Annotated in this window: 28 protein-coding genes; 11 read left to right on the top strand and 17 right to left on the bottom strand. The window is 60.1% G+C overall.

Annotation, left to right across the window (positions count from 1 at the left end):
• The first annotated feature begins 57 nt into the window (after positions 1-57).
• On the top strand, positions 58-1521 hold the full coding sequence (locus BFQ00_RS00540) for a glyceraldehyde-3-phosphate dehydrogenase (protein ID WP_065886346.1): 1464 nt from the start codon (positions 58-60) through the stop codon (positions 1519-1521).
• Between the two features lie 174 nt (positions 1522-1695).
• Here the strand turns inward: BFQ00_RS00540 and BFQ00_RS00535 are convergent, their stop codons facing one another.
• The gene (locus BFQ00_RS00535; protein ID WP_065932322.1) at positions 1696-2229 is read right to left on the bottom strand and encodes a chalcone isomerase family protein; all 534 of its coding nucleotides are present in this window, start codon (positions 2227-2229) and stop codon (positions 1696-1698) included.
• A 215-nt stretch (positions 2230-2444) separates the two neighbouring features.
• Here BFQ00_RS00535 and sthA point away from each other — a divergent pair, with 215 nt between their 5' ends.
• The gene (sthA, locus tag BFQ00_RS00530; protein WP_065886348.1) at positions 2445-3839 is read left to right on the top strand and encodes a Si-specific NAD(P)(+) transhydrogenase; all 1395 of its coding nucleotides are present in this window, start codon (positions 2445-2447) and stop codon (positions 3837-3839) included.
• 42 nt (positions 3840-3881) lie between these two features.
• Here the strand turns inward: sthA and BFQ00_RS00525 are convergent, their stop codons facing one another.
• Positions 3882-4604 (bottom strand): glycerophosphodiester phosphodiesterase, encoded by a 723-nt coding sequence (locus BFQ00_RS00525; RefSeq protein ID WP_065893538.1) that lies wholly within the window; start codon positions 4602-4604, stop codon positions 3882-3884.
• Between the two features lie 44 nt (positions 4605-4648).
• Positions 4649-5227 (bottom strand): PilZ domain-containing protein, encoded by a 579-nt coding sequence (locus BFQ00_RS00520; protein WP_065893539.1) that lies wholly within the window; start codon positions 5225-5227, stop codon positions 4649-4651.
• 94 nt (positions 5228-5321) lie between these two features.
• On the opposite strand from BFQ00_RS00520, the gene BFQ00_RS00515 reads away from it, so the two are divergent.
• The 3 genes from BFQ00_RS00515 (at position 5322) to BFQ00_RS00505 (ending at position 8569) form a co-directional block, all read left to right on the top strand.
• Positions 5322-6572: a lipoprotein-releasing ABC transporter permease subunit gene (locus BFQ00_RS00515; protein ID WP_065932321.1), complete on the top strand. Its 1251-nt coding sequence runs from the start codon at positions 5322-5324 to the stop codon at positions 6570-6572.
• Positions 6573-6579: 7 nt separating this feature from the next.
• Positions 6580-7263, top strand: coding sequence for a lipoprotein-releasing ABC transporter ATP-binding protein LolD (lolD, locus tag BFQ00_RS00510; protein ID WP_162830773.1), 684 nt, complete (start codon positions 6580-6582; stop codon positions 7261-7263).
• Between the two features lie 61 nt (positions 7264-7324).
• Entirely contained in the window at positions 7325-8569 is a 1245-nt protein-coding gene (locus BFQ00_RS00505; RefSeq protein WP_065932320.1) for a lipoprotein-releasing ABC transporter permease subunit, read from the top strand.
• 117 nt (positions 8570-8686) lie between these two features.
• Here BFQ00_RS00505 and BFQ00_RS00500 read toward each other — a convergent pair whose 3' ends face one another.
• Together BFQ00_RS00500 and BFQ00_RS00495 are read right to left on the bottom strand one after the other, a co-directional pair.
• A complete protein-coding gene (locus tag BFQ00_RS00500) occupies positions 8687-10042 on the bottom strand; it encodes a heavy metal sensor histidine kinase (RefSeq protein WP_065932319.1) in 1356 nt (451 codons plus the stop codon).
• Positions 10039-10719: a heavy metal response regulator transcription factor gene (locus BFQ00_RS00495; RefSeq protein WP_065932318.1), complete on the bottom strand. Its 681-nt coding sequence runs from the start codon at positions 10717-10719 to the stop codon at positions 10039-10041. Before BFQ00_RS00495 ends, BFQ00_RS00500 begins: the two co-directional genes overlap by 4 nt.
• Before the next feature lie 257 nt (positions 10720-10976).
• Here BFQ00_RS00495 and BFQ00_RS00490 point away from each other — a divergent pair, with 257 nt between their 5' ends.
• Together BFQ00_RS00490 and queF are read left to right on the top strand one after the other, a co-directional pair.
• Positions 10977-11489, top strand: coding sequence for a copper-resistant cuproprotein CopI (locus BFQ00_RS00490; protein ID WP_065932317.1), 513 nt, complete (start codon positions 10977-10979; stop codon positions 11487-11489).
• A 66-nt stretch (positions 11490-11555) separates the two neighbouring features.
• Positions 11556-12386, top strand: a complete 831-nt coding sequence (gene queF / locus BFQ00_RS00485) for an NADPH-dependent 7-cyano-7-deazaguanine reductase QueF (protein ID WP_065932316.1) — start codon at positions 11556-11558, stop codon at positions 12384-12386.
• A gap of 138 nt (positions 12387-12524) precedes the next feature.
• On the opposite strand, the gene BFQ00_RS00480 is transcribed toward queF, so the two are convergent.
• Both BFQ00_RS00480 and BFQ00_RS00475 read right to left on the bottom strand, forming a co-directional pair.
• Positions 12525-12791, bottom strand: coding sequence for a DUF4404 family protein (locus BFQ00_RS00480; RefSeq protein ID WP_065932315.1), 267 nt, complete (start codon positions 12789-12791; stop codon positions 12525-12527).
• A gap of 111 nt (positions 12792-12902) precedes the next feature.
• Positions 12903-13511, bottom strand: coding sequence for a phosphatase (locus tag BFQ00_RS00475; protein WP_065886359.1), 609 nt, complete (start codon positions 13509-13511; stop codon positions 12903-12905).
• A gap of 247 nt (positions 13512-13758) precedes the next feature.
• Between BFQ00_RS00475 and BFQ00_RS00470 the strand changes: the two genes are divergently transcribed.
• Positions 13759-14397: an MlaA family lipoprotein gene (locus tag BFQ00_RS00470; RefSeq protein WP_370671219.1), complete on the top strand. Its 639-nt coding sequence runs from the start codon at positions 13759-13761 to the stop codon at positions 14395-14397.
• 62 nt (positions 14398-14459) lie between these two features.
• On the opposite strand, the gene BFQ00_RS00465 is transcribed toward BFQ00_RS00470, so the two are convergent.
• On the bottom strand, positions 14460-14756 hold the full coding sequence (locus tag BFQ00_RS00465) for a PilZ domain-containing protein (protein ID WP_065886361.1): 297 nt from the start codon (positions 14754-14756) through the stop codon (positions 14460-14462).
• A gap of 276 nt (positions 14757-15032) precedes the next feature.
• Here BFQ00_RS00465 and rssB point away from each other — a divergent pair, with 276 nt between their 5' ends.
• Both rssB and rssC read left to right on the top strand, forming a co-directional pair.
• Positions 15033-16214, top strand: a complete 1182-nt coding sequence (gene rssB, locus BFQ00_RS00460; protein WP_065932314.1) for a two-component system response regulator RssB — start codon at positions 15033-15035, stop codon at positions 16212-16214.
• Positions 16214-16696: an anti-sigma factor antagonist RssC gene (rssC, locus tag BFQ00_RS00455; RefSeq protein WP_017848891.1), complete on the top strand. Its 483-nt coding sequence runs from the start codon at positions 16214-16216 to the stop codon at positions 16694-16696. The genes rssB and rssC overlap by 1 nt, the downstream gene beginning before the upstream one ends.
• Before the next feature lie 200 nt (positions 16697-16896).
• On the opposite strand, the gene tal is transcribed toward rssC, so the two are convergent.
• Both tal and dusA read right to left on the bottom strand, forming a co-directional pair.
• Positions 16897-17823 carry a transaldolase gene (gene tal / locus BFQ00_RS00450; protein WP_065932313.1) on the bottom strand — a complete coding sequence of 309 codons (927 nt, stop codon included), beginning with the start codon at positions 17821-17823 and terminating at the stop codon, positions 16897-16899.
• Between the two features lie 330 nt (positions 17824-18153).
• Complete coding sequence (gene dusA / locus BFQ00_RS00440; protein WP_065932311.1) at positions 18154-19164, bottom strand: tRNA dihydrouridine(20/20a) synthase DusA; 1011 nt, start codon at positions 19162-19164, stop codon at positions 18154-18156.
• 103 nt (positions 19165-19267) lie between these two features.
• Between dusA and BFQ00_RS00435 the strand changes: the two genes are divergently transcribed.
• Positions 19268-20419, top strand: a complete 1152-nt coding sequence (locus tag BFQ00_RS00435) for a site-specific integrase (RefSeq protein ID WP_065932310.1) — start codon at positions 19268-19270, stop codon at positions 20417-20419.
• Here BFQ00_RS00435 and BFQ00_RS00430 read toward each other — a convergent pair.
• The 7 genes from BFQ00_RS00430 to BFQ00_RS00400 all read right to left on the bottom strand — a co-directional run bounded on the left by BFQ00_RS00430 (position 20394) and on the right by BFQ00_RS00400 (position 25443).
• Positions 20394-20669: a pyocin activator PrtN family protein gene (locus BFQ00_RS00430; protein ID WP_065932309.1), complete on the bottom strand. Its 276-nt coding sequence runs from the start codon at positions 20667-20669 to the stop codon at positions 20394-20396. The two genes, BFQ00_RS00435 and BFQ00_RS00430, sit on opposite strands and share 26 nt — an antisense overlap.
• A 193-nt stretch (positions 20670-20862) precedes the next feature.
• Positions 20863-21408, bottom strand: coding sequence for a DUF2786 domain-containing protein (locus BFQ00_RS00420; RefSeq protein WP_065932307.1), 546 nt, complete (start codon positions 21406-21408; stop codon positions 20863-20865).
• 62 nt (positions 21409-21470) lie between these two features.
• On the bottom strand, positions 21471-21689 hold the full coding sequence (locus BFQ00_RS27495) for a hypothetical protein (RefSeq protein WP_083227278.1): 219 nt from the start codon (positions 21687-21689) through the stop codon (positions 21471-21473).
• A 3-nt stretch (positions 21690-21692) separates the two neighbouring features.
• Complete coding sequence (locus BFQ00_RS00415) at positions 21693-21956, bottom strand: hypothetical protein (RefSeq protein WP_065932306.1); 264 nt, start codon at positions 21954-21956, stop codon at positions 21693-21695.
• A 58-nt stretch (positions 21957-22014) separates the two neighbouring features.
• Complete coding sequence (locus BFQ00_RS00410; RefSeq protein ID WP_065932305.1) at positions 22015-22326, bottom strand: hypothetical protein; 312 nt, start codon at positions 22324-22326, stop codon at positions 22015-22017.
• Positions 22327-22387: 61 nt separating this feature from the next.
• Positions 22388-25186 (bottom strand): toprim domain-containing protein, encoded by a 2799-nt coding sequence (locus BFQ00_RS00405; RefSeq protein WP_170827523.1) that lies wholly within the window; start codon positions 25184-25186, stop codon positions 22388-22390.
• An 11-nt stretch (positions 25187-25197) separates the two neighbouring features.
• Entirely contained in the window at positions 25198-25443 is a 246-nt protein-coding gene (locus tag BFQ00_RS00400) for a hypothetical protein (RefSeq protein WP_065932303.1), read from the bottom strand.
• Positions 25444-25471: the final 28 nt, after the last annotated feature.

The raw sequence follows: 25471 nt of genomic DNA, 5'->3' as shown, positions 1-25471 counted from the left end.
CGCATTGCTCAACGGTCAGTCGGGCGACATAATGTAGCCCCTTTTTTCAGCCCCTACATGTGGAAGGTTCCCGTGACTCAGAAGCCCGACCAGTGTCTTGGTGAATGGATCGACCGTGAAGCACTCGCTGAAGCGATGATTCCGCTTATCGGTCAGCTGTACCGCAATAACAATGTGGTGAGCTCGATCTATGGCCGCAGCCTGATCAATCAGTCCGTCATCGCGATTCTCAAGGCGCACCGCTTTGCGCGCCACCGTTCTGCCGACGACAGCGAACTCTCCGTCCACGAAACATTCCCGTTGCTCAAGGCCATGAGCGAGCTCAAGCTCGGGGCGGCTTCGGTCGACCTGGGCAAGCTGGCCTACAAATTCCGCAAGGAAGGCGCCGGTCGCAGTGCCGAGCAGTTCGTGCGTGAAGAAATGGCCGAGGTAATCGGCCAGCAAAGCGCCGCTGCCCGCAAAGGCACCGACGTGGTGCTCTACGGCTTTGGTCGTATCGGCCGCCTGCTGGCGCGCATCCTCATCGAAAAAACCGGCGGCGGCGACGGCCTGCGCCTGCGTGCCATCGTGGTGCGCAAAGGCGCCGAGAACGACCTGACCAAGCGCGCCAGTCTGTTGCGCCGCGACTCGGTACACGGTCCGTTCAACGGCACCATCGTTATCGACGAAGCAAACAACACCATCACCGCCAACGGTAACCTGATCCAGGTGATCTACGCGAAGAACCCGTCCGAGGTGGATTACACCCAGTACGGCATCCAGGACGCGCTGCTGGTGGACAACACCGGCGTATGGCGTGATGCCGAGGGCCTGGGCCAGCACCTGGCCTGCCCGGGTGTCGACCGCGTTGTCCTGACCGCGCCTGGCAAGGGCAAGCTCAAGAACATCGTGCACGGCATCAACCATGCCGAAATCACCGCTGACGACAAGATCGTGTCCGCCGCTTCCTGCACCACCAACGCCATCGTGCCGGTGCTCAAGGCTGTGAATGACAAGTTCGGCATCGTCAACGGCCACGTCGAGACGGTTCACTCGTACACCAACGACCAAAACCTGATCGACAACTTCCACAAGGGCGACCGCCGTGGCCGCAGCGCCGCGCTGAACATGGTGATCACCGAGACCGGTGCCGCCACCGCTGCCGCCAAGGCTCTGCCTGAGCTGGCCGGCAAGCTGACCGGTAACGCGATCCGTGTGCCGACGCCGAACGTGTCGATGGCCATTCTCAACCTGAACCTTGAGAAAGCCGCCACCCGTGAAGAGATGAACGAGTACCTGCGCTACATGGCGTTGCACTCCGATCTGCACAAGCAGATCGACTTCGTCAATTCCCAGGAAGTGGTGTCCACCGACTTCGTCGGCTCGCGCCACGCCGGTGTGGTGGACGCCGAGGCGACCATCAGCCAGGACAACCGCGTTGTGCTGTACGTGTGGTACGACAATGAGTTCGGCTACAGCTGCCAGGTGGTTCGCGTGATGGAAGACATGGCTGGGGTCAACCCGCCGGCGTTTCCGCGCTAAGCCTGAGTGTTGAATGAAAAGGCCCCGACTGGTTCGGGGCTTTTTTATGCCTGGGGGTTTTGTGGTGTCTGGGAGGGCCTCATCGGGGGCAAGCCCCCTCCCACAGTTTGATTTGCGAACACATTCAAATGTGGGAGGGGGCTTGCCCCCGATGGCGGTGCTACAGCCGACACATCAATCCAGCAACTTGTCGCGCAACTCATCAGACAACCCTTCAGGTGCCAGCCAGATACCCAGGTAAGCCCTCGCCAGCGCATCATCGCTACTGCTGAACACCACCTGGCCATTGATCTCGAGGTTCAAACCCCGGCCCGGGCGAAAATCCAGGGCATAGCGGTCACCGCTACGAATATCCCGAAAGCGCGCGTGCAGCCTGGCTATCTCCGGATTCAAGCCGGCATTGGCTTGCTGGCGTTCCAGGGTGGCGCTGGCCGCCTTGATCACATCCGCGCGATCAATGTTGCGAAAGTAATACAGCACAAGGCGCAACGCTTTCTGTTGGTCCCAGGCTTGCCTTGCGCTCAGATCAGCCGGCGAGTACAGCGCCGCCGCATACACATCCGCCCAGAGATAGTTGAGCACCGCCTGGTTTTTCAGCGCCAACCCCTCGACCTGCGCGGGGAAGCCGGCCTGCTTGAGTCGGTCCGTATCACTGGCCTGGGCCGTGATCGACAGCATCAGCATCAAACCGATAAAGAGTTGTCGCATAATGGCTGATCCTTGAATCGACGCTGCTTTGCGCCCTGTTAGTATGGCAACACTGGCCTACGACGCGACCAAGGGTTAATGTGCGCGGCGTTGAGCCTTATATAGACTGTGCCCCGGTTCACACACTTGAGCCAAATTGTCCTTCATGCCCGCTGGCCGCGGCATGATTTAGCCAGGCGTCCAACCGTACGCCTGGCCTGTTCTGAGGAGTACGCATGGCTGTCTACAACTACGACGTGGTGGTACTGGGTTCCGGCCCGGCTGGAGAAGGCGCGGCGATGAACGCTGCAAAGGCAGGGCGCAAGGTGGCGATGGTCGACAGCCGTCGCCAGGTCGGCGGCAACTGCACCCACCTGGGTACCATCCCGTCCAAGGCGTTGCGTCACTCCGTGCGCCAGATCATGCAATTCAACACCAACCCGATGTTCCGGGCGATTGGTGAGCCGCGCTGGTTCTCGTTCCCGGACGTGTTGAAAAGCGCCGAGAAAGTCATCTCCAAGCAAGTCGCGTCGCGCACCGGCTTCTATGCCCGCAACCGCGTCGACCTGTTCTTCGGCACCGGCAGCTTCGCCGACGAGCAAACCGTCGAAGTGGTCTGCGCCAACGGCGTGGTCGAAAAACTGGTGGCCAAGCACATCATCATCGCTACCGGCTCGCGCCCGTATCGCCCGGCGGACATCGATTTCCACCACCCGCGTATCTACGATAGCGACACCATCCTGAGCCTGGGCCACACCCCGCGCAAGCTGATCATCTACGGCGCCGGCGTGATCGGCTGCGAGTACGCCTCGATCTTCAGCGGCCTGGGTGTACTGGTGGAACTGGTGGACAACCGTGACCAGTTGCTGAGCTTCCTCGACTCGGAAATTTCCCAAGCGTTGAGCTACCACTTCAGCAACAACAACATCACCGTGCGCCACAACGAAGAATACGAGCGCGTCGAAGGCCTGGACAACGGGGTGATCCTGCACCTCAAGTCCGGCAAGAAGATCAAGGCCGACGCCTTGCTGTGGTGCAACGGGCGTACCGGCAACACCGACAAGCTGGGCATGGAAAACATCGGGGTCAAGGTCAACAGCCGTGGCCAGATCGAGGTGGACGAGAACTACCGCACCTGCGTGACCAACATCTACGGCGCCGGTGACGTGATCGGCTGGCCAAGCCTGGCCAGCGCCGCCCATGACCAGGGCCGTTCGGCGGCCGGCAGCATCGTCGACAACGGCAGCTGGCGCTACGTGAACGACGTGCCGACCGGCATCTACACCATTCCCGAGATCAGCTCGATCGGCAAGAACGAGCACGAACTGACCAAGGCCAAGGTGCCATACGAAGTGGGCAAAGCGTTCTTCAAGAGCATGGCGCGTGCGCAGATCGCCGGTGAGCCCCAGGGCATGCTGAAGATCCTGTTCCATCGCGAAACCCTGGAGGTGCTCGGCGTACATTGCTTCGGCTACCAGGCGTCGGAGATCGTGCACATCGGCCAGGCGATCATGAATCAGCCGGGTGATCTGAATACGCTCAAGTATTTCGTCAACACCACGTTCAACTACCCGACCATGGCGGAAGCCTATCGGGTAGCGGCCTACGACGGCCTCAACCGGCTTTTTTGAGCGGCTCCGGCCGGTGGCCTGAGCCGGCCGGGGAGACCGATTTCAGTAATTCCCGAGGGTGGCAGTGGCCAAACCGGGAAAGTCTGTAATCAGGCTATCTACGCCGAAGTCGGCGAGCCTGCGCATCAGCGCGGGTTCGTTGACCGTCCATACGGATACATGCAAACCCTGGCGCTGGGCTTTTTCCAGCCGCTCGGGGGTGCACAACGTCCAGTTCAACGCCAGGTACTCACAGCTATAGTTCTGCGCGACCTTCAGTGGGTCGAGCCAGGCGTATTCGGCCACCAGTCCGCGTGACAGGTCGGGGGTCAGTTCAATCGCCGCTTTGAGCACTTCCCGCGAACTTGAGGTGACGGTGACTTTGTCCATCAGGCCAAAGCGCACGGCCATCTCGCGGATCGCCAGCACGGTGGTGGCGGCGCGGGTGCGCGAAGCGCTTTTGACTTCCAGCTGCCAGTGATCGAAGTCGCACTTTTCGAACAACTCCTCCAGGCGCGGGATCGGGCAAGGGCTGACCCAGCCCGGGCCGCCTTTGCGCGCATCCATCTTCACCAGGTCGGCTGCCGAGTACTCGACGACTTTGCCGCGTCGGTCGGCCGTGCGCTTGAGGGTAGGGTCGTGGATGACCATCAGTTCGCCGTCCATGGACAGGTGCAGGTCCAGTTCGCAGCGGCGTACGCCGTGCTTGAGGCATTCCTGAAAGCTGGTCAGGGTATTTTCCGGTGCTTCGCCTTTGGCACCGCGATGGCCGTAAATCAGGGTCACAGTTGCTCCTTTGCGCCAGGATGGCTGGCGTCGTGAATACGCATTCAGAGATCGTCGCTTTGTTCTCGCGCCAGGCGGCGTTCCTGGGCCTGTTTCTGCAGGATGTAGCGTGCCAGCAGTTGGCGTTGGGCGTCGGTCATGGATTCGAATTCCGTGCCCACGTCAAAGCCGTCGCCCTTGGGATCGCAATGGGTCACCCGCGCGCGCAACAGCAGGCCGAGTGCCTGGGGCATCAGCACCAGCTTGACCGCCAGGTGCGTGTCGGGCGCCAGTGGGGCAGGGTGCTGGAAGTCGATGCCGCCTTCGGACAGGATCACCGGCTGCGGCGCGCCCACCTCGTTGAGCAGCCCGCGGGCCATGACCTGGCTGAGCAGGTCCAGGCGCTTGTTCTGCACTTTGAGGAACGCCGCCAGGCTGCGGTCTTTTTCGTTGATCTGGCGCAGCAGGTGCTGGGCTTCGAACTCGCTGAGGTGCAATTCACTGAGCAGATTGAACAGCGGCGAATCATCCAGCAACACTTCCTTGCTCGCCGCGTCGGGCGCCGACAGACTTTTGATTTGGAGTGCGATCATGTCGTCGATACGGTAGTATTCGCGGCGCTCTTCTTCATCTAATGTCGACATGGCGAACCCCAGGTAACGGTAATGGTCTGAGTGTAAAGCTGCTGACCAGACCCCGCCACCGGGACGTCTTCTTTTCCTCCGAACAAGCCCCGACATGTTCAGACCTCTCTTCGTATTTATCGGCACGCGTTATACCCGTGCAAAGCGTCGCAATCATTTTGTGTCGTTCATTTCCCTGACCTCGATGATCGGTCTCGCCCTGGGCGTGGTCGTGATGATCGTGGTGCTGTCGGTGATGAACGGCTTCGATCATGAGATGCGCACCCGCGTGCTGGGCATGGTGCCCCACGCGACCATCGAGGGCGATGCGCCCATCAGCGACTGGCAAAGCCTGGCCGCCAAGGTCAAGCAGAACCCCAAGGTGCTGGCCGTTGCGCCGTTTACCCAGATGCAGGGGTTGCTGACCAATGACGGCAAGGTGCAGAAGATCCTGCTCAATGCCGTCGAGCCGGCCCAGGAGCGCAACGTCTCGATCATCGACAAGTTCATGCTGCAGGGCAAACTCGATGACCTGGCGCCCGGCAGCTTCGGCATCATCATCGGCGACAAGGCCGCGGCCAAGCTCGGCGTAAGCGTGGGCGACAAGCTGACCTTCGTCGCGCCGGAGGTCACCGTGACCCCGGCCGGCATGTTTCCGCGCATGAAGCGGTTTACCGTGGTCGGCACCTTTCATGTGGGCGCCGGCGAGATCGACGGCTACCTCGGGTTGACCAACCTCACGGACCTGGCGCGCCTGCACCGCTGGCAGCCGGACCAGGTGCAGGGCCTGCGCCTGAAGTTCAACGACCTGTTCGACGCGCCGCGCGGCGCCTGGGAAATCGCCCAGCACCTGGGTGAATCCCAGTACTACGCCCGCGACTGGACCCGCACCCACGGCAATCTGTACCAGGCCATCCGCATGGAAAAAGCCATGATCGGCCTGCTGCTGTTGCTGATCGTCGCCGTGGCCGCCTTCAACATTATCTCCACGCTGGTGATGGTGGTGAACGACAAGAAGGGCGACATCGCCATCCTGCGCACCCTGGGCGCCACGCCGGGGCAGATCATGGCGATCTTCATGGTGCAGGGCACCGTGATCGGTGTGGTCGGCACCCTGATCGGTACCGCCGTCGGCATTCTCGCCGCGTTGAATGTCAGCGCCGCCATCGCCCTGCTTGAAAAAGTGCTCGGTCACAAATTCCTCAACGCCGACGTCTATTTCATCGACTACCTGCCGTCCCAGGTTCAGGCCCAGGACGTGTTGATGGTGGGCGGTGCCGCGTTGGTCCTGAGTTTCCTTGCCACCCTGTATCCAGCCTGGCGCGCGGCACGTACCCAGCCAGCACAGGCATTACGTTATGAGTGAATCGGGCATGAGTGAAAAAGCAATCCTGAGCTGCCGCAACCTGGGCAAATCCTACGAGGAAGGCCCGGAATCGGTGGTAGTGCTGTCGAACCTGCAACTTGAACTGCACCCGGGCGAGCGCGTGGCGATCGTCGGCAGTTCCGGTTCCGGCAAAAGCACTTTGCTGAACCTGTTGGGCGGCCTCGACACGCCGTCCCAGGGCAGCGTATGGCTGGCCGGTGAAGAACTCTCGGCCCTCGGTGAAAAGGCCCGTGGCCAGTTGCGCAACCGCTCGTTGGGTTTTGTGTATCAGTTTCACCACCTGCTGCCGGAATTCACCGCCCTGGAAAACGTGTGCATGCCGCTGCTGATCGGCAAGACTGCGATCCCCGAGGCGCGCCAGCGTGCCACCGCCTTACTGGAGCGCGTCGGCCTCGGCCATCGCCTGGAGCACAAGCCGGCCGAGCTGTCCGGTGGTGAGCGCCAGCGTGTGGCCATCGCCCGTGCGCTGGTGAACAACCCAGGCCTGGTGATGCTCGACGAGCCCACCGGCAACCTCGACTCCCACACCGCCCAGGGCATCAAGGACTTGATGCTGGAGCTGAGCACCCAGATGCGCACCGCGTTCCTGGTGGTGACCCATGACATGAGCATGGCCCGTCAGATGGACCGCGTACTGCATTTGCAGGAAGGTCATCTGGTCGCTATCTGAGTGGCTGCAAGCCCGGTTTTTCGAGGCCGGGCTTTTTTATTTTTTCAGGCGGTGCACGCGAATGTTCAGACCGTTATCGATTTTCATCGGCACGCGCTATACCCGCGCCAAACGCCGCAACCGTTTTGTCTCGTTTATCTCGATGACCTCGATGATCGGCCTCGCCCTGGGCGTATTGGCGATGATCGTGGTGCTCTCGGTGATGAATGGCTTCCAGCGCGAAATGAGCTCGCGCATCCTTGGCATGGTGCCCCACGCCACCATCGTCGGCGTAAAGCCGATTGATGACTGGCAGCCGGTGGCCGCTGCCGCGATGAAGAACCCGCGAGTGACGGCGGCGGTACCCTTCACTCAGATGGACGGCATGTTCTCCTACAAGGGCGCCATGCAGCCGATTGAGATCAGCGGCGTCGACCCGGCCCAGGAAGGCAAGGTGTCGATCGTGGCCAAGCACATCGTGCGCGGCAAACTGGAAGACCTGAAGCCCGGTGAGTTCGGAGTGGTGATCGGCGACATCACCGCGCGCCGCTTCCGCCTCAATGTCGGCGACAAACTGACCTTGATCGTGCCGGAAATCAGCACTGCGCCGGGCGGTATTACCCCGCGCATGCAGCGTTTGAACGTGGTGGGTATCTTCAAGGTGGGCGCCGAGCTGGACGGTTCCATGGCCTTGATCAACATGGCCGATGCGGCCGAAATACAGCATTGGCAACCCAACCAGGTGCAGAGCGTGCGCCTGGCGGTGACCGACCTGTACGCGGCGCCGAAGGTTTCGGCGGACATCGCCGCCAGCCTCGGCGCGGCGTATAAGGCCGACGACTGGACCCACACCCAGGGCAGCCTGTTCAGTGCGATGAAGATGGAAAAGACCATGATCGGCCTGCTGCTGCTGATGATCGTCGCGGTGGCCGCCTTCAACATCATCGCCACCTTGATCATGGTGGTGAACGACAAGGGCGCCGACATCGCGATCCTGCGCACCATCGGCGCCACGCCTCGGCAGATCATGGCGATCTTCATGGTGCAGGGCACGGTGATCGGCGTGGTCGGCACCCTGATCGGCGGCGTGCTGGGGGTGATTGCGGCGCTGAACGTGAGCGAACTGGTGGGCTGGCTGGAGCGGGTGAGCGGGCAGCATATCTTCAGTTCGGATGTGTACTTCGTCAGTAACCTGCCTTCCGAACTGCAAGGTGGCGATGTGCTGCTGATTTGCTCGGCGGGGTTTGTGCTGAGCTTCCTGGCGACGATTTACCCGGCGTATCGGGCGGCGAAGATCGAGCCGGCGCATGCGCTCAGGTATTCGTAGCGTTTGAGGCCGCCATCGGGGGCAAGCCCCCTCCCACATTTTGACCTCATTTCTCCTGAGTAAATGGGGTCCACTGTGGGAGGGGGCTTGCCCCCGATAGGGCCGGTACAGCTTGCATCAATCTCCCTTGGGCAACTCAATCACAAACCGCGTCCACCCCGCCCCAGACTCACAATAAATCCTCCCCCCATGTGCCCGCACAATTGACTGGGTAATCGCCAGCCCCAGCCCCGCATGCTCGCTGCTGCCCTCGCGCCGCGCCGGATCGGCCCGGTAGAAGCGATCGAACAGCTTGGGTAACACATCTTTCGAAATACCTTCCCCGGTGTTTTCCACCGTCAGCTTCACGCCGCGCTCATCGTCTGCCATGCGCACCCGCACTTCGCCGCCCGCCGGGGTAAACCTGAGTGCGTTCTCCAACAGATTGGACAGGGCTCGGCGCAACATGCCGCGATCACCGGACGTGTGGGCATGGCCGTCGCACACCAGCGAAACCTGCGCGTCTTCGGCCAGCAGCGCAAAAAACTCCAGCAACGCCTCGACTTCATCAGCCAGTGCCAACGGCTCGCGCTTGGGGGTCAGCAAACCGTGGTCGGCTTTGGCCAGGTACAGCATGTCGTTGACCAATTGCGCCATCCACTGCAATTCCTCCAGGTTGCTGTGCAGCGCTTCGCGGTAATCCTCCAGTGGGCGCGGCTGGGTGAGAATGACCTGGGTCTGGGTCAGCAGGTTCGACAGCGGTGTGCGCAGTTCGTGGGCGATATCGGCGGAGAAGGCCGAAAGGCGCTGGAACGCGTCGTCCAGGCGGCCCAGCATGGCATTGAAGGTCTGCGCCAACTCCGCCAGTTCGGCCGGCATCTGTTGCTGCGGCAAGCGTTGCGTCAGGGAATGGGCGGACACGCCGGCGGCGACTTCGCCCATGCGCCGCAAAGGCCGCAACCCGCGGCGCGCCGCCCAGGCGCCGAGCAGCGCGGTGGCCAGGGCCGAGAGGCCGACGGTCAGCCAGATCAAGCGCTGCATGCGTTGCAGAAAATGCTGGTGGTGGGTGATGTCGAGTATCAGGGTCAACTGCGCTGAGCCAGGTTGGCCGGGGCTCAAGGTCGCGTTGTACACGCGATAGGCGGTGCCGGCCTGCTGCAGGCTGTGCAGGCCGGGTGCCTCGGGCAACGCCACGCCGGGAGCCTGGTCAAGCCAGCGCTGGCCGGCCGCGGTGATGCGCAAGGTGAGGTCGGGTTGATGGTTGAGGTCGGCGCGCAATTGGGGTTCGCGCCGGGCGAAGGCTTGCGGCGAGTCGACACCCTGCAACGTGTTGCGCAGCGTCACCAGCCGGCTGTCCAATTGCTGCTGGTCCAGCTCAATAAAGTGCGCCTCGCTGGCGTGGTTGAACAACACGCCGGCGAGCAGCGAAACCACGGCGGTGCACGCGGCAAACAACAGTGCCAGGCGGCTGGCGAGGGACAGGCGCTGGATCACGTGAAGCGCTCCTCCAGTACATAGCCCATGCCGCGCACCGTGTGGATCAGCTTGTTGGGAAAGGCATCGTCGACTTTCAGGCGCAGGCGGCGGATCGCCACTTCGATGATGTTGGTGTCACTGTCGAAATTCATGTCCCACACCTGCGAGGCGATCAGCGACTTGGGCAGCACTTCGCCCTGGCGGCGCAGCAGCAGTTCCAGCAGGGAAAACTCCTTGGCGGTGAGGTCGATACGCTGGCCGCTGCGTTCGACGCGGCGGCGGATCAGGTCCAGGCGCAGGTCGGCCAGTTGCAGGTGGGTGTCCTGCGGCGCGCTGCCGCCACGCCGTAACAGGCTGCGCACGCGGGCGAGCAGCTCGGAGAAGGCGAAGGGCTTGACCAGGTAATCGTCGGCGCCCAGCTCCAGGCCGTGCACGCGATCCTCCACCGCGTCGCGTGCGGTAAGAAACAACACCGGCATGTCCAGGCCGGCGCTGCGCACCGCTTGCAGGATTTGCCAGCCATCACGACCGGGCAGCATCACGTCGAGGATCAGCAAGTCATAGTCGCCGGTCAGCGCCAGGTGCTGGCCACTGGTGCCGTCGGCCACCAACTCGGTGGTAAACCCGGCCTCGGCCAGGCCCTGGCGCAGATAGTGGCCGGTTTTCGGTTGGTCTTCGACGATCAGCAGTTTCATGTAAGGCTCTTGGCAAAGGATGGACGCTTCCCTGTAGGAGCGAGCTCGCTCGCGAAAAACGTCAACGATAACGCGTACTCTCTGGCTTGACGCAGCGTGCTGATGTTCTTCGCGAGCAAGCTCGCTCCTACCACAATAAGCGGCTGAGCGCGCCAACGGGGTAACCTGACAAAGTTGTAATCTAGCAGTCAGCTCGCTGGCAGCGGGCTTATCTTAGAGTGCTGCCCAAGCGGGTTATGTATTTTTGGAGAAGAAAGATGGCGTTGCGTACACCCCTGTTGCTGGCGGGCTGCCTGCTGGTGTTGAGCTTCAATGCATTGGCTGATGCGTCTCGCACCTACGCGTTTGGCCAACCGGCACCGGCTGACAAAGCCACGCGTACGGTGGAGGTGACGCTGCAGGATATTTCCTTCTCGCCCAAGTCCCTCGACGTCAAGGCCGGTGAGACGGTCCGTTTTGTGTTGGTCAATAAAGGCCGGTTGCTGCATGAATTCAACCTGGGCGACGCGGCCATGCACGCCGAACACCAGAAGGAAATGTTACAGATGCAGGCCAGCGGCATGCTCACGGCGACCGGTATGGGGGCCATGGACCACAGTAAAATGGAGCATGGCGCGATGAAGCACGATGACCCCAACAGCGTGTTGGTCGAACCCGGCAAAACCGCCGAGCTGACGTGGACCTTTAGCAAGGCCACCGGCCTTGAGTTCGCCTGCAATCTGCCCGGGCATTACCAGGCGGGCATGGTGGGCACGCTGACCATTGAGTAAGGCGTTCCTTAAGGGCGGGAGCAAAGGCTGGTAGACTGGCGCGGTTTATTTAGCCAGGTTTCCGCCATGCATCCCGCAGCCGAACATTCGCCGCTGGGCAAGTCCAGTGAATACATCTCCACGTACACCCCTTCGTTGCTGTTCCCGATCCCTCGCGCGGCCAAGTGGGCCGAGCTGGGCCTGAGCGCCGAGACCCTGCCCTACAAGGGTGTGGATTTCTGGAACTGCTTCGAACTGTCCTGGTTGCTGCCGTCCGGTAAGCCGGTGGTGGCCATCGGTGAGTTCAGCATCCCGGCCGACTCGCCGAACATCATCGAGTCCAAGTCCTTCAAGCTGTACCTCAATTCGTTGAACCAGACCGCGTTCGCCGACACTCATGGCTTGGAAGAGACCCTGCGCAACGACCTCAGCGCCGCCGCCGGCAAGCCGGTCAGCGTGCGCATCCGCAGCCTCGCCGAGATCGAGGCGCAAGGCGTGATGGCGTTGCCGGGCGTATGCATCGATGACCTGGATATCAACGTCAGCAGCTACGAACATCCGCGCCCGGAACTGTTGCGCTGTGATGACTCGCGTGTGGTGGAAGAAAGCGTGCACAGCCACCTGCTCAAATCCAACTGCCCGGTCACCAGCCAGCCCGATTGGGGCAGTGTGGTGGTGGAGTACCGCGGTGCGGCGCTGGATCACGCCAGCCTGTTGGCCTACCTGGTGAGCTTCCGTCAGCACTCGGACTTCCACGAACAGTGCGTGGAGCGCATCTTCCTCGATCTGCAGCGCTTGCTCAAGCCGCAGAAACTGACCGTGTACGCACGGTATGTGCGCCGGGGTGGGCTGGACATCAACCCGTATCGCAGCACCGAGGATGTGGTGTTCCAGAACGTACGCCTGGCGCGCCAGTAAGCCTGCACACAAAACCCAATGTGGGAGGGGGCTTGCCCCCGATTGCAGGGTTTCAGACACAGATGCTGTGACTGACACTCCGCTATCGGGGGCAAGCCCCCTCCCACATTTTGGATCTGCGCTAGGCTGGCAGGCAGGTTAGATGCCGATGTTGCCCAGCGTTATCACGATGTTGCGCAGTGTCCCGGCAATACCTGGATGGTCCAGTTCAAAACCTTCCACTGCCCGATTTACATCGTCAGCGATGCTGGGTGTCTGGGTGGCCGGCTCCAGTTGCAACTGCACGTCGAATTTGGCAACCAGCTCTTCAAGCGCTTCACGTTTTTCCGCGGGCAACTCTGGATGATCGATCAGTTGCTGGCGCACGATATCGGCCTGCTGTTGTAACTTCTCGCGATCAGGCATGACATTCTTTCCTTTTATCGATAGGCACTGGCATAGACCGCGGCACGCCGGGAAAGGTCTACGAACTGACGTGTAGATTAATCCACCGGCGCCCACTGTGCATGATCCTTGTCAGGGCTTTTCGCCTTTGAGGCGGCGCAGGCGGATGTCGGCCAGGCAGGTGTCGAGCTCACCGAGGTGGTCGATCACCGAGTGCACGCCTAATCCATAGAGCGCCACGGTGGCCTTGCCGCGCTTGTGCTCGCGTTCCTTTTCGCTCAGCGCCTGCCATTGCTCCGGCGCCACGCCGCACAGCGAGCCGCAGGAGGCCAGGCCGATGGTCCACAGCCCGGCGTTCAAGCCCGATTGCAGCAGGCGCGGTTCGCCGCTGACCAGCACGCAGCCGTCCAGGCGATCGATGTTCAGTTCCATCAAGGCTTGCCAGCAGGCGTGGGGCGCCGGCCAGCGGATGGTGGAGGGTGAGGCGGCCTTGATCCACGCGGGCAGGGACGCGGCCAGTGGCGTGGTGACAGATGGCGGCAGTTCATCCAGCCAGGCGCAGGGCACGCCTTGCTCCTTCAGGCTGCGCAGGATTTTCAGCGCGCCGGGTGTGGCCTGGGAGTCGGGGGAGGGTGAGTCGCGCCGGGCCTGGGAACCGAAATCCACCAGGCAGCCACTCAGGCCAAACAACACGGCGGTCAACGCGGGGGCAGTGGCGACGGCGATTTCGGCATGTGGCATCTGAACGTCCCTGAAATAGCTGCAACGCTATCGGGGCGGCATGACAGGTGGATGACATCGGCGCGTATTTGTAGGAATTTTGTGCAAATTATGAAAGTCGTTTCCTTGCAGCTGCCTAAATCCACACTTCCGTCATATACTGGCCGCCTTATTCAGGGCATAGCGCCCATGACAGACTATTCAAGGAGCAAAAGCTATGCGCTGGAGCCAGTACTTCGCTCAGTTGTCGGTGTGTGCCACCGTCCTAATGGCACCGTTCGCCGCCCAGGCGGCGACGGAAGATGATCCATGGGAAAGCGTCAACCGCCCGATCTTCACCTTCAACGACACCGTTGATACCTATGCCCTCAAGCCAATCGCCCAGGGCTATCAGTTCGTCACCCCGCAATTGGTGCAGGACGGTATTCACAACTTCTTTCGCAACATCGGCGATGTCGGCAACTTGGCCAACAACGTGTTGCAGCTCAAGCCGCACAATGCTGGCGTCGACACGGCTCGCCTGCTGGTCAACACCACGTTCGGCGTGCTGGGCTTTATCGATGTCGGCACCAAAATGGGGCTGCAGCGCAGCGATGAAGACTTCGGCCAGACCCTCGGCTACTGGGGCGTCGGCAGCGGTCCCTACGTGATGATCCCGTTGATGGGCCCAAGCACCTTGCGTGATGCGCCGTCCAAATACGTGGACAGCTACACCCAACCGTACCGCTACATGAACGATATCGGCTGGCGCAACAGCACCTTTGGCCTGAATGTGGTCGATACCCGTGCCAGCCTGCTCGACAGCGAAAAGCTGATCAGCGGCGACAAGTACACCTTTATCCGTAACGCTTACCTGCAGAACCGTGAGTTCAAGGTCAAGGACGGCAAGGTTGTCGACGACTTTTAAGCTGTGACGTTTTGAAATGAAAAAGGCGACCTTTGAACGGTCGCCTTTTTTATGCGCGTGGATCAGCGCATTTTCAAAATCTTCAGGCCCAGCTGCTGCTCATCGCCTACGGCCTTGGCCCACACCACCTCGGTATCAGCCTCAAGACCCCTGAGTGCGGCGTGCTCCGAATCGATGCGCACGGTCAGCAAGTCACCGACGCTGAACTGGCGAGGTGCCTGCACCTGCATGCCGGAGCTGGAAAGGTCCAGGCAGACCCCTGCAATTTCCTGCCCGGCGTGGATCAAGGATACATCGGCATCCACCCGCATGCGGATGAAGTCGCGTTTTTCCGCGTAGTCGCGCTCATGTTCGCTCACAGCATCCATCCTTACTTTGGGTTGTGGTCATGAGCGTTCTTATAACTCCCGGTGATTTGCCGTGTAAAGACGTTCGGCGACCATCGGCATGAGCTTGAAACCCCTCACGGATGGGAGTACCGTCTGCGCCTTAGAAGGGCACCTCTGCTTTACGGTTGTGCATGGGGTAAATCCCAATGCTTTGTAGGACAGAGAGGCTAGAAAGCGAATCCAGTACGTGCGCCCGGCCATTGTCGAGCCACCTACGCCAACCTAATTCTGGCGCCGTTTGCCCACATGCAGAAAACCAGTGCCACGCTGCTGATAATCGATGACGACGAAGTAGTGCGCGCGAGCCTCGCGGCCTATTTGGAAGACAGTGGCTTCAGCGTCCTGCAGGCCGGCAACGGCCAACAGGGTCTCCAGGTATTCGAGCGCGACCAGCCCGACCTCGTGATCTGCGACCTGCGCATGCCCCAGATGGGCGGCCTCGAACTGATTCGCCAGGTGACCGAGCTTGCTCCGCAGACACCGGTGATTGTCGTGTCCGGTGCCGGGGTCATGAATGACGCCGTTGAAGCCTTGCGCCTGGGCGCCGCCGATTACCTGATCAAGCCCCTGGAAGACCTGGCGGTGCTGGAACACTCGGTGCGTCGCGCCCTGGACCGTGCCCGCCTGCTCCAGGAAAACCAGCGCTACCGCGAAAAGCTCGAAACTGCCAACCGCGAGCTCGAAGCCAGCCTGAACCTGCTCCAGGAAGACCAGAACGCCGGTCGCCAGGTGCAGATGAACATGCTGCCGGTGAGCCCCTGGACCATCGACGATTTCCAGTTCGCGCACCAGATCATCCCGTCGTTGTACCTGTCGGGGGATTTTGTCGACTATTTCCGTGTGGATGAGCGGCGTGTGGCGTTCTACCTGGCCGATGTGTCCGGCCACGGTGCATCCTCTGCGTTTGTCACCGTGTTGTTGAAGTTCATGACCACGCGGTTGTTGTTCGAATCCAAGCGCAATGGCACCCTGCCGGAGTTTACCCCCTCCGAGGTGCTGGGCCACATCAATCGGGGCCTGATCAGCTGCAAGCTGGGCAAGCACGTGACGATGGTTGGCGGCGTGATCGATGAAGAAACCGGTCTTTTGACCTACAGCATTGGCGGTCACCTGCCGATGCCTGTTCTGTACACTCCTGACAGTGTGCGTTACCTGGAAGGGCGTGGCCTGCCGGTGGGCTTGTTCAATGAAGCCACCTATGAAGACCACATCCTGGAACTGCCGCCGACCTTCAGCCTGACGCTGATGTCCGACGGCATCCTGGACCTTCTTCCAGAGCCTACACTTAAAGAGAAAGAAGCCGCCTTGCCCCAAAAGGTCAAGTCGGCGGGCGGCAGCCTGGATGGTCTGCGGCAGGTTTTTGGATTGGCCACGCTGGGGGAGATGCCGGATGATATCGCCCTATTGGTGTTGAGCAGGAATCTTTGATGAGTACCGGAAGAATCCAATTCGCCGAGCAAGACGGGACCTTCGTCCTGAAGTTTGTCGGTGAAGTGCGCCTGACCCTGTGTTCGGCGCTGGATGCGACGATCGAGCGGATCTTCACAGCGCTGAACTTCTCGGCGATCGTGATCGATCTGACCGAAACCCGCAGCATCGACAGCACCACCCTGGGCCTGTTGGCCAAATTGTCCATTCTGTCGCGGCAGAAGGTCGGCCTGTTGCCGACGGTGGTCACCACCCACGAAGACATCACCCGTCTGCTGCAGTCCATGGGTTTTGACCAGGTGTTCAACATCGTTGACCGCCCGATCCCCTGCCCGGAATGCCTGACCGACCTGCCGTCCCAGGATCAGTCCGAGGAAATCGTGCGGATCAAGGTGCTGGAAGCGCACAAGATCCTGATGGGCCTGAACGAGTCCAATCGCGAAGCCTTCCACGACCTCGTCAACGCCCTCGAGCGCCACTGACGGCTTCCCTGTCGAAACACATACCAATGTGGGAGGGGGCTTGCCCCCGATAGCGGTGTGTCAGTCAGTAAATACACAACTGACCCACCGCCATCGGGGGCAAGCCCCCTCCCACATTTGATTTGTGACTGGCTAGAGACTGGCGCACACAAAAAAGGGCGACACCCGCGAGGGTGCCGCCCTTTTTGTCGCCGTCCGCCTTACAACTTGGCAGTCAACAACGCCTCCAGCTTCTCCTGGTCCCGCGCGAACTGACGAATCCCCTCCGCCAGCTTCTCGGTCGCCATCGCATCCTCGTTGGATTCCCAGCGGAATTGCGCTTCAGTCATATGCACCCGCGCCTCACCTGCATGGCCTGGCGACAACTTGCGCTCCAGCTTGCCGTCATCCGCCGCCAGCTTCTCCAGGAGGTCCGGGCTGATGGTCAGGCGATCACACCCGGCCAGCTCCTCGATCTGGCTCAGGTTACGGAAGCTCGCACCCATCACCACCGTCTTGTAGCCGTTGGCCTTGTAGTAGTTGTAGATGCGCGTCACCGACTGCACGCCCGGGTCATCGGAACCGGTGTAGTCGTTGCCGTTGGCCTTCTTGTACCAATCGTAGATACGGCCCACGAACGGCGAAATCAGAAACACACCCGCCTCGGCACAAGCCACAGCCTGGGCGAAGGAGAACAGCAGCGTCAGGTTGGTCTGGATGCCTTCCTTTTCCAGCTTCTCGGCAGCACGGATGCCTTCCCAGGTGGAGGCGATCTTGATCAGCACACGGTCACGGCTAACGCCGGCTTTGTCGTACAGATCGATCAGACGGTGCGCACGCTTGAGAATCGCGTCTTCGTCGAACGACAGACGGGCATCCACCTCAGTGGAAATACGGCCCGGCACAACTTTAAGAATCTCTTGACCCACCGCCACCGCAAACCGGTCACTGGCCAGGCCAACATCGCCATTGCAGTCCTGCACGCAGTCATCCAGCAGTTTGGCATAGCCTGCTATCGACGCAGCCTTGAGCAACAGGGAAGGGTTGGTGGTCGCATCTTGCGGCTTGAGCTTGGCGAGGGTAGAAAAATCGCCGGTATCGGCTACGACGGTGGTGAATTGCTTGAGTTGTTCCAGCTTGGAAGTCATGGGCGTGCTCTGTCCTGTGGGTCTGTTGACATTACCCGAGCGCTGGCAGGCGCTCAAGGGCGCAAATGCGTTAGGTCGTTTGCGCGGGGCAACAACCTGAAAACAGCCGTTAAATACCGGCCGTACTGCTCAATAGGAGGCCAGAATCGATGGCAGGTTCAACCCAATTGCCCGATAGCGCCTCCATCGCCACCGGGCCTGCCCCAATACTGTAGGAGCGAGCTTGCTCGCGAAAAACGTCAACGATAACGCGTGCGTTCTGAATAAGCGCGGCGCCTATGGATTTCTCGCGAGCAAGCTCGCTCCTACGAAAGCCCATCTGCTACCCAGTCACCGCCCTTCCAGCAATTCCCCCGCCTGATCCAACAACGCCAACGGATCCGCCGCCTTATGAATATCCACCGACAACAACTGCCTGAACCTGCGCGCCCCCGGAAACCCAGTGCCCAACCCCAACACATGCCGAGTAATGTGATGCATCGTTCCACCACCGGCCAAATGCTCAGCGATATAAGGCCGCAACTGCGCCAACGCCTCCGATCGACTGATCACCGGCGCCTCACTGCCAAACAACCGCTGATCCACCTCCGCCAGCAGATACGGATTGTGATAAGCCTCCCGCCCCAGCATCACCCCATCAAACGTCTGCAAATGCGCCTGGCACTGCTCCAACGTCTTGATGCCGCCATTGAGATTGATCTCCAACGCCGGAAAGTCCCGCTTCAACTGCGCCGCCACGTCATAACGCAACGGCGGAATGTCCCGATTCTCCTTGGGCGACAACCCCTCCAGAATCGCAATCCGCGCATGCACGGTAAAACTGGTGCAACCGGCGTCCCTCACCGTCCCGACGAAATCACACAACTCGGCATAACTGTCCCGCCCATTGATGCCGATACGGTGCTTCACCGTCACCGGAATCGACACCGCATCGCGCATCGCCTTCACACAGTCCGCCACCAGGGCAGGGTGCGCCATGAGGATCGCGCCGATCATATTGTTCTGCACACGATCACTGGGGCAGCCGACGTTCAGGTTCACTTCGTCATAACCCGCGGCTTCGGCCATACGGGCGCAGGCGGCCAGATCGGCGGGGACGCTGCCGCCCAGTTGGAGGGCCAGCGGGTGCTCGGCTTCGTTGTGGCGCAGGAAGCGCTCGTGATCGCCATGGAGGATCGCACCGGTGGTGACCATCTCGGTGTAGAGCAGGGCGTGTTTGGAGAGCAGGCGTAGGAAGAACCGGCAGTGACGGTCGGTCCAGTCCATCATGGGGGCAACGCTGAAGCGCCGAGACAGTGCGAGGCTTGATTCTGCTGGGCTAAAGCTTTGTTTATCTAGCATTTTACTCAACGTGTTCTAGGCGTGTTTTAGGGCGTTTTCAGGCGTTTCTCAGGTCTCGGTGGTACGATGTACCACTTCAAAACTGACGCGTACCACTTTCGATATGGCGACTATCAGGGCAAGAAAACTGGCGGATGGGACTGTGAGCTACACGGCTCAGATCCGCATCAAGCGCGACGGAGTGCAAGTCTACCAAGAGAGCCAGACCTTCGCCCGAAAACAGGCCGCGCAGGCTTGGGCGCGTAAACGCGGAGCGGAGCTGGATGAACCTGGTGCGATCGAGCGCGCAAACCGCAAGGGTGCCACGGTCAAAGAGATGACAGATCGATACCTGGTTGAAGTTGAGAAAGCCAAACCGCTGGGCAAAACCAAGCGCGGCACACTCAATGCCATTGGCGAGACTTACCTGGGCAAGTTGACCGATACGGATATCAACACCCAGTGCCTGGTCGATTACGCACTTTGGCGAATGAGCGCGGACGGCGGCGGCGTTCAGCCACAAACCGCCGGCAATGACCTAGCGCACCTCGGCGCAGTGCTGGCAATTGCCAAAGACGCATGGGGCTACCAGGTCGATCCGCTCGCCATGGGCGGTGCGCGGCGTGTGCTACGCAAGCTGGGCTACAACCTGAAAAGTCGTGAGCGTGACCGCCGGCCGACGCTGGATGAACTGGGAAGCGTGCTGACGCACTACCAGGCCATGCAGGCGAGGCGGCCGACTGTCATATGTATGCTGAAGGTTGTGGGCTTTGCCCTGTTCTCCACTCGTCGGCTCGATGAGATCACCAGGATTCGCTGGGCAGATCTGGACGAGCCCGGCCAGCGAGTGCTGGTGCGTGACATGAAAAACCCGGGGCAAAAGATCGGCAACGATGTTTGGTGTTACCTGCCGGACGAGGCATGGCAGATCCTCCAGACAATGCCGAAGGCTGGTGACGATATATTCCCCTACAGCCCTGAGTCGATCTCCACGTCCTGGACGAAAGCCTGCAAGTTTCTGCAAATCCAGGACCTGCACTTCCACGACCTTCGGCATGAAGGCATCAGCCGCCTGTTTGAAATGAGCTGGGACATCCCGCGTGTAGCGAGTGTTTCCGGCCACCGGGATTGGAATTCGATGCGGCGGTATACCCATCTGCGCGGCAAGGGGGACCGTTATTTGGGTTGGGAATGGCATGAAAAGATATTGAGGGCGCCCGTCCAACTGGGCGCCGCATCAATGAAATGGCTCAAAAGGCGTGTTTTAACCCGTTGAGCTGGTTGTGCTCTTTAACCGCGGCCGCGTGCTGCAGATCCAAGTACGTGGCCAGATCGTTCAGATGGACGCCCTTGGCCGACTTCTGGCTCGGCTCGATGCGGGTGATCGGCAACTTGATATGGCCGCTCATCACCTTACGTTGGAGCATTTCCGGCGTTAGGTGCGTGAAATAGTCTCGGCAGATCAGCTCCAGAGGGATGATCGCCTGACCGTCGTATTGGGCCATCAGGATAAAGGCTGTGTTCATGCTGCCTCCTCGTCGATGATTTCGCAAACGAACCGATGCCGGCCCCGGTTTGTTGCAGTCATCGCATTGCTAACTTCTAGCATGACGTCAACACAGCGCTCGTAAGCGTGGGGGCCGTACCAGCTTTCCACCCTCACTACCTGACAGTTAGTTCGAGTCGCATCTGCGCACAAGTAAAGCAACAGGGCGACGGTCATACAGCCTCCTCCCGCTCTAAGCGCGGGTTAACTGCTGTTGGCCGGATAACGGATGCCATACTCATGACTCGCATGTCGCGGTCGTTCTGAGAAGGAAGCTGGTCCTCGGACGGAGTAGCTGGGAACAAATGGTTCGCCTGCACGAAAGCAGAGAAGGCATCATCGAAGTGAGTGGTGAGTGCCTTGCGCAATGTCTCGTAGTGAAGTTCGAACTCAACAGCTTCTGATGGTGTGACTTCCACGCCAATTTTCTTGAGCCTTCCCTTGCTGATATAGAGACCGGGCGATTCCGAGTCGCATATCTTCGACATGATTTGCGCCGCCAACCTTCGGTCGTAACTGGTGGAAATGGGAAACCATCGGATCTCGCGGCGGTCGTCGACCAGGTCGCCAATGGTCAATCCGTGACGCGCTAGCAACTTTTCCAGCATTCGTTGGGCGTTATCCTTTTCTCCACCTTCGCCTCGCTGTGCCAGGGCCAGCAACTTGCGTAGCTTGGCCTCTACTTTTGCATTGTCGCCTTGGTTTTTAGGTGATCGCATGGTGCTTCTCCTTTGAGGCAGTGGGGGAGTTGCAGCTCCCCGTGTCCCGCCTGTGTTAATTATCAGTGCGCGTATCGACGCGGTTTGTTCTGTCTGGCCGCTTCACGCTCAGCCATGAAAGCCGCCCATTCCGCCGTTTTGGTCTGTTGGCGAATACGGCTACATGCCTGGTGTTTGCGGGTGGAGCGTGCTTTGCCGCAGATATCGCAGCGGCTGGGCAGGTCAAGCCGATGGCTTGCCATGGTCGGACGCTCACGTTCAGGGCCAACGTGCTTAGGCATTGATCACAGCCCTCCCATAACCATGCGTGTCAGTGCATTGGGCTGGCCTTCGGGCGTCAGCTTATCGAGGGGCTGCGTAACGCTGCGGCCGTTGGCCGCGCGCAGGGTGGCAACGTTGCCTTCGATCGCTACGATCACGCCTGTACGTGCGCTGAGGCGATATTCTCGGCCACCGCCGCTCATTGCGACGTAGCTGACCTTGTCTCCGACAGCAAGCGGGGTTGTGGTAGCCTCTGCGGTGCCGCCTTGGGGTTGATTCACTTGCATGGTGCTTCTCCTTTGGGTGGTCGGTGTCGAGGGGTTGCAGCCCCTCGGCACCACCTTCTTACTGGCTTTCGCCGTTTGGGTTTTGCTCGCGCACCAGGTGCAGGAGCAGGTTTTCATACTCGATAAAATCATCCGTTTGCGACTGCCATTCCAGCACTGCTTGGATCTGCTCCCGGCTGCACTCTAGTACCAGTAACTCTCTTTCAGTTTCCGCACGGGCCTCTAGAATGGCGACCAGGCCGGCAGGGTCGTAGGCTTCGGCATGAACGATTTTCGCGGGCCGGGTGAACCAGGCTTTCAGCTCTTTTATGTGCCGCAGGCGATTGTTTTCGCCGTCTGGGCCGTCACCGGTGATGACTTGTACGTGCATGGTGCTTCTCCTTTGGGTGTGTCAGACGTTGCAGCGCCTGGCAGGTATTGCCGCTGATTAATCAGGCCTGGAAGTGCCAGCATTTCACGATGGGTTGCTTCGTGACGACGGCGTTGGTCTTATTGGCCTGGTGAGCCCGTACCGCGCTGTCAGTCGCTTTGTTGACGTCGAGCAGCTTCCGCGAGCGGGAGTCCTTCAGGCGTTCGCGCAGCTCGCTGACGTCAGCGATTTTTTGTCGGTTCTCTGCGGCGCATTTCACGAAGTCGTTGAGGTTGATTGCGATGATGTGGTCTTTTTTACTGTGGTTGACCACTGGGCCTTCGGCGTCCAGACCTTCCAGGTATTCGTAAACCTCCCAGAACTCAGCCACCACCGGATGGTCGGAGCTGATCGAGGCCTGGCGCTCAATTGCCATGCGGATGATCTGCGAGCGGGTGTGCTCGACCTGAGCGTCGGTGAGCGGCACCACCATGCACAGGCAGTCCAGCAGGGCGAGCATTTGGGCGTGGTTCTTGTTGATCCGCTCCACCCGGATGTAACCGCGCAGCTTGTTGCCGCAATGGCTACATTCGCCGTGCTCATCTTTGAATGGGGTGTCGCAGGCAAAGCAGTGGGAGTGCAAATTGCGCAACTTCGCCTCGTAGCCCGCTATTCGCTGGCCGAACAGCTCCATCACCTCGAGCTCTTTACGTACTGCCTGCAACACAAAGTTGCTGAGTCTCGAACCTTCCAGCGCATTGAGCCGATCTGCCGCCGCACGGCTTTCAGCGGTGACGTTCGGGCGCACAAAGTGCAGTTTGACGATCCGGGTCATGATCGCTTCTGACGCCACAACAGGGGCGTTCTGGCTGATGGCGATGGTGCCGCGAAACGGTGGTTCGTAGGTTTCGTTACCGGCGGTTTTCACACCCTTGGTCGCCAGGGTGCCGCCGCCGTAGTAGTCCTTGAGTTCGTCCCATTCGAAGGTTTTGGCATGGGCCTTGTCGTCGCCGCTGCGGTCCGATTCCAGCAGCACAATGGGCATGCCGGATACTTGGCCCATCAAGCGGCTGCGGCCGGCCTTGGTGGATTTGGACGGGTCGAACCCTTCGTATCCGTCGCGCCCGGCGAGTTTCCATAGCAGTGTGAGCAACGTGGTCTTGCCGGCGCCGGCCTCGCCAGTGGCCTCAAGGAAAGGAAACGACTGGTACCGGCCGCGGATCTGTTCGGCGAACAGCGAGCCAAACCAGAAGGTCAACGCCACGATGCCCTGGGCTCCGAAGCACTGCCACAGAAGCCCAAGCCACTGGTCATCGTATTTTTTGCCATCCTTCTCCAAATCGATCTTCACACCCTTTTGCAGAGTCTTGAGCTTCAACTTACCCATCTCAAAAAACTCTTCCTCATTGATGTGGATCACCTGGCCTTCGCGGATGGCGACGTCGTTGAACACGTAGCAGTGGTATTCCTTGCTGTAGCCCACGTAATCAATGGTCTGAACGGTCTTGATGCCGAAAAGCTGGTCTTTCATGAGTTTGTCCAATTGCTGTCCACTGCCGGTGAACACGGCTCCGGCACCCATGCCGAGAAGTCTTTTCTTGAATTCGCTGGCAGCGGCGACCTGACCACCCGTGAAGGTGTTTTTCACTGAACCGCCGTCGTGCGGGAAGTCGACGCGGAAGAAGTACCAAGACTCGTCGGTAATCTCGTTGCGCTGGAAATAAAGGGCTTTGGGGTAGCAGTTGGCGATCTCGACAACGCAGCCGGCGACGTTCAGCGCCTTCTCCCGAAGCTGCTTTTCATTGAGGGTCTGAGCCTCGTGGCCATCGCTCTTTTCGAGGGCCTGCTTGGCGCTGTTGTATTTCGCCAAGTCCAATTTCCACCAGTACAGGCGGGAGTCGAAACAGAAGTGGAATTCCTCACGTTCACGCCACTGGTACATGAGCAATGCCTTGTCGCTGGCACTCTCTGCAATCAGCAGGGCGCCCTGGTGACGAGCTTCTTTCAAGTCCTTTTCGATGCGATCAGCGCGGGCTTTTTCATCGTCGATAAACGCCCAGCGTTGATGCAGATCGTTCCAGTCAACCTTGCGGGCGTCAGGCTGTGTCACCTGAGCAGCCTCGCAGGTAAAACCGAGTTCGCGGGCACGGTTGACCCACATACGGGTGTACTTGTGAGCGCCTGGCTCGTTATCCAGAGCCCAAACCAGCTTTGGAGTTTTACCGCCGCGAGCCGTGATCAGGGCCTTGAGTGATTCCTCTGGAAAGGCGTTTGAAGATAGCGCCGCAACCGCAGAGATACCGTTTTGAATGAGCGCTATGGCGTCAAAGATGCCTTCAACGATCCACAGCTCAGTTACTTCCAGCAGATCCACGCACGGCGGGCACCACCAGTGCCCCCTGTAGCTCTTGAGGGGTTGGAAGCGGGCCTTCTTCTTACCGAACCGTGACGGTTGGTCAATCAAGCGCTCCCAGTACCCGCCGTGTTCCAAGGGGAAGCGCACGGTGGCAGAGCCAATATTCAGATCGCGATCAAAGTAGCTTTCCTGGGTGTACCAACCCTCTATCAGCTCAACGCGGAAACCTCGGGAAAACGTCAGGTACGCTTTTGCGCTGGCGGCAGGCTCGTCACGGGTAGCCGGTGCGCGCTTGCTCCAGTCATCGAACAGGTCCGGGTAAAGCTCTTTTGTGGGAGCCATATAGCGGCAATTTTTCTCGCGGCCACAGCGGATGAACCAGGGTTCATCGTGGCGCGAAAACAAACGTTTTTGATTGCACTGCGGGCAGGTGCCCTTACGCATGTAATGCGTGCCTTTCATGTGCTGAAGGCCGTAATCAGACTCCAGGCGCTGAAGCACATCAGCGCGGATCTTGTCTTCCATGGGCTTGCGAATCACTGCACATGCTCCGCAGCCGTAACAACGAGCTGTTTTTTCAGCTCGGTGCGCGTCTTGCAGATGCCTGCCAGGTAGGGCAAGTCCTCGAGCACCTTCGGCGCTCGCTGGCCACTTGGCACGTTCCGGTACCGGTCGGAGTACCAAATATCAGCCATGGTGACTTCGTACTGACTGGTCAACCACAACAGGTAGTGCTGCGCCTGTTGTTCGTCCAGCTCCAGTTTTATGGTGATTTTGCTCATTTCGGCCACCAGTAAGTTGCAAATTTCC

The sequence above is a fragment of the Pseudomonas sp. 28 E 9 genome, assembly GCF_900004785.1.
In the GTDB taxonomy this organism is placed as follows: Bacteria; Pseudomonadota; Gammaproteobacteria; order Pseudomonadales; family Pseudomonadaceae; genus Aquipseudomonas; species Aquipseudomonas orientalis_A.
Note: the sequence above shows the minus strand (reverse complement) of the source record. Positions and strands in the feature narration are given on the sequence as shown.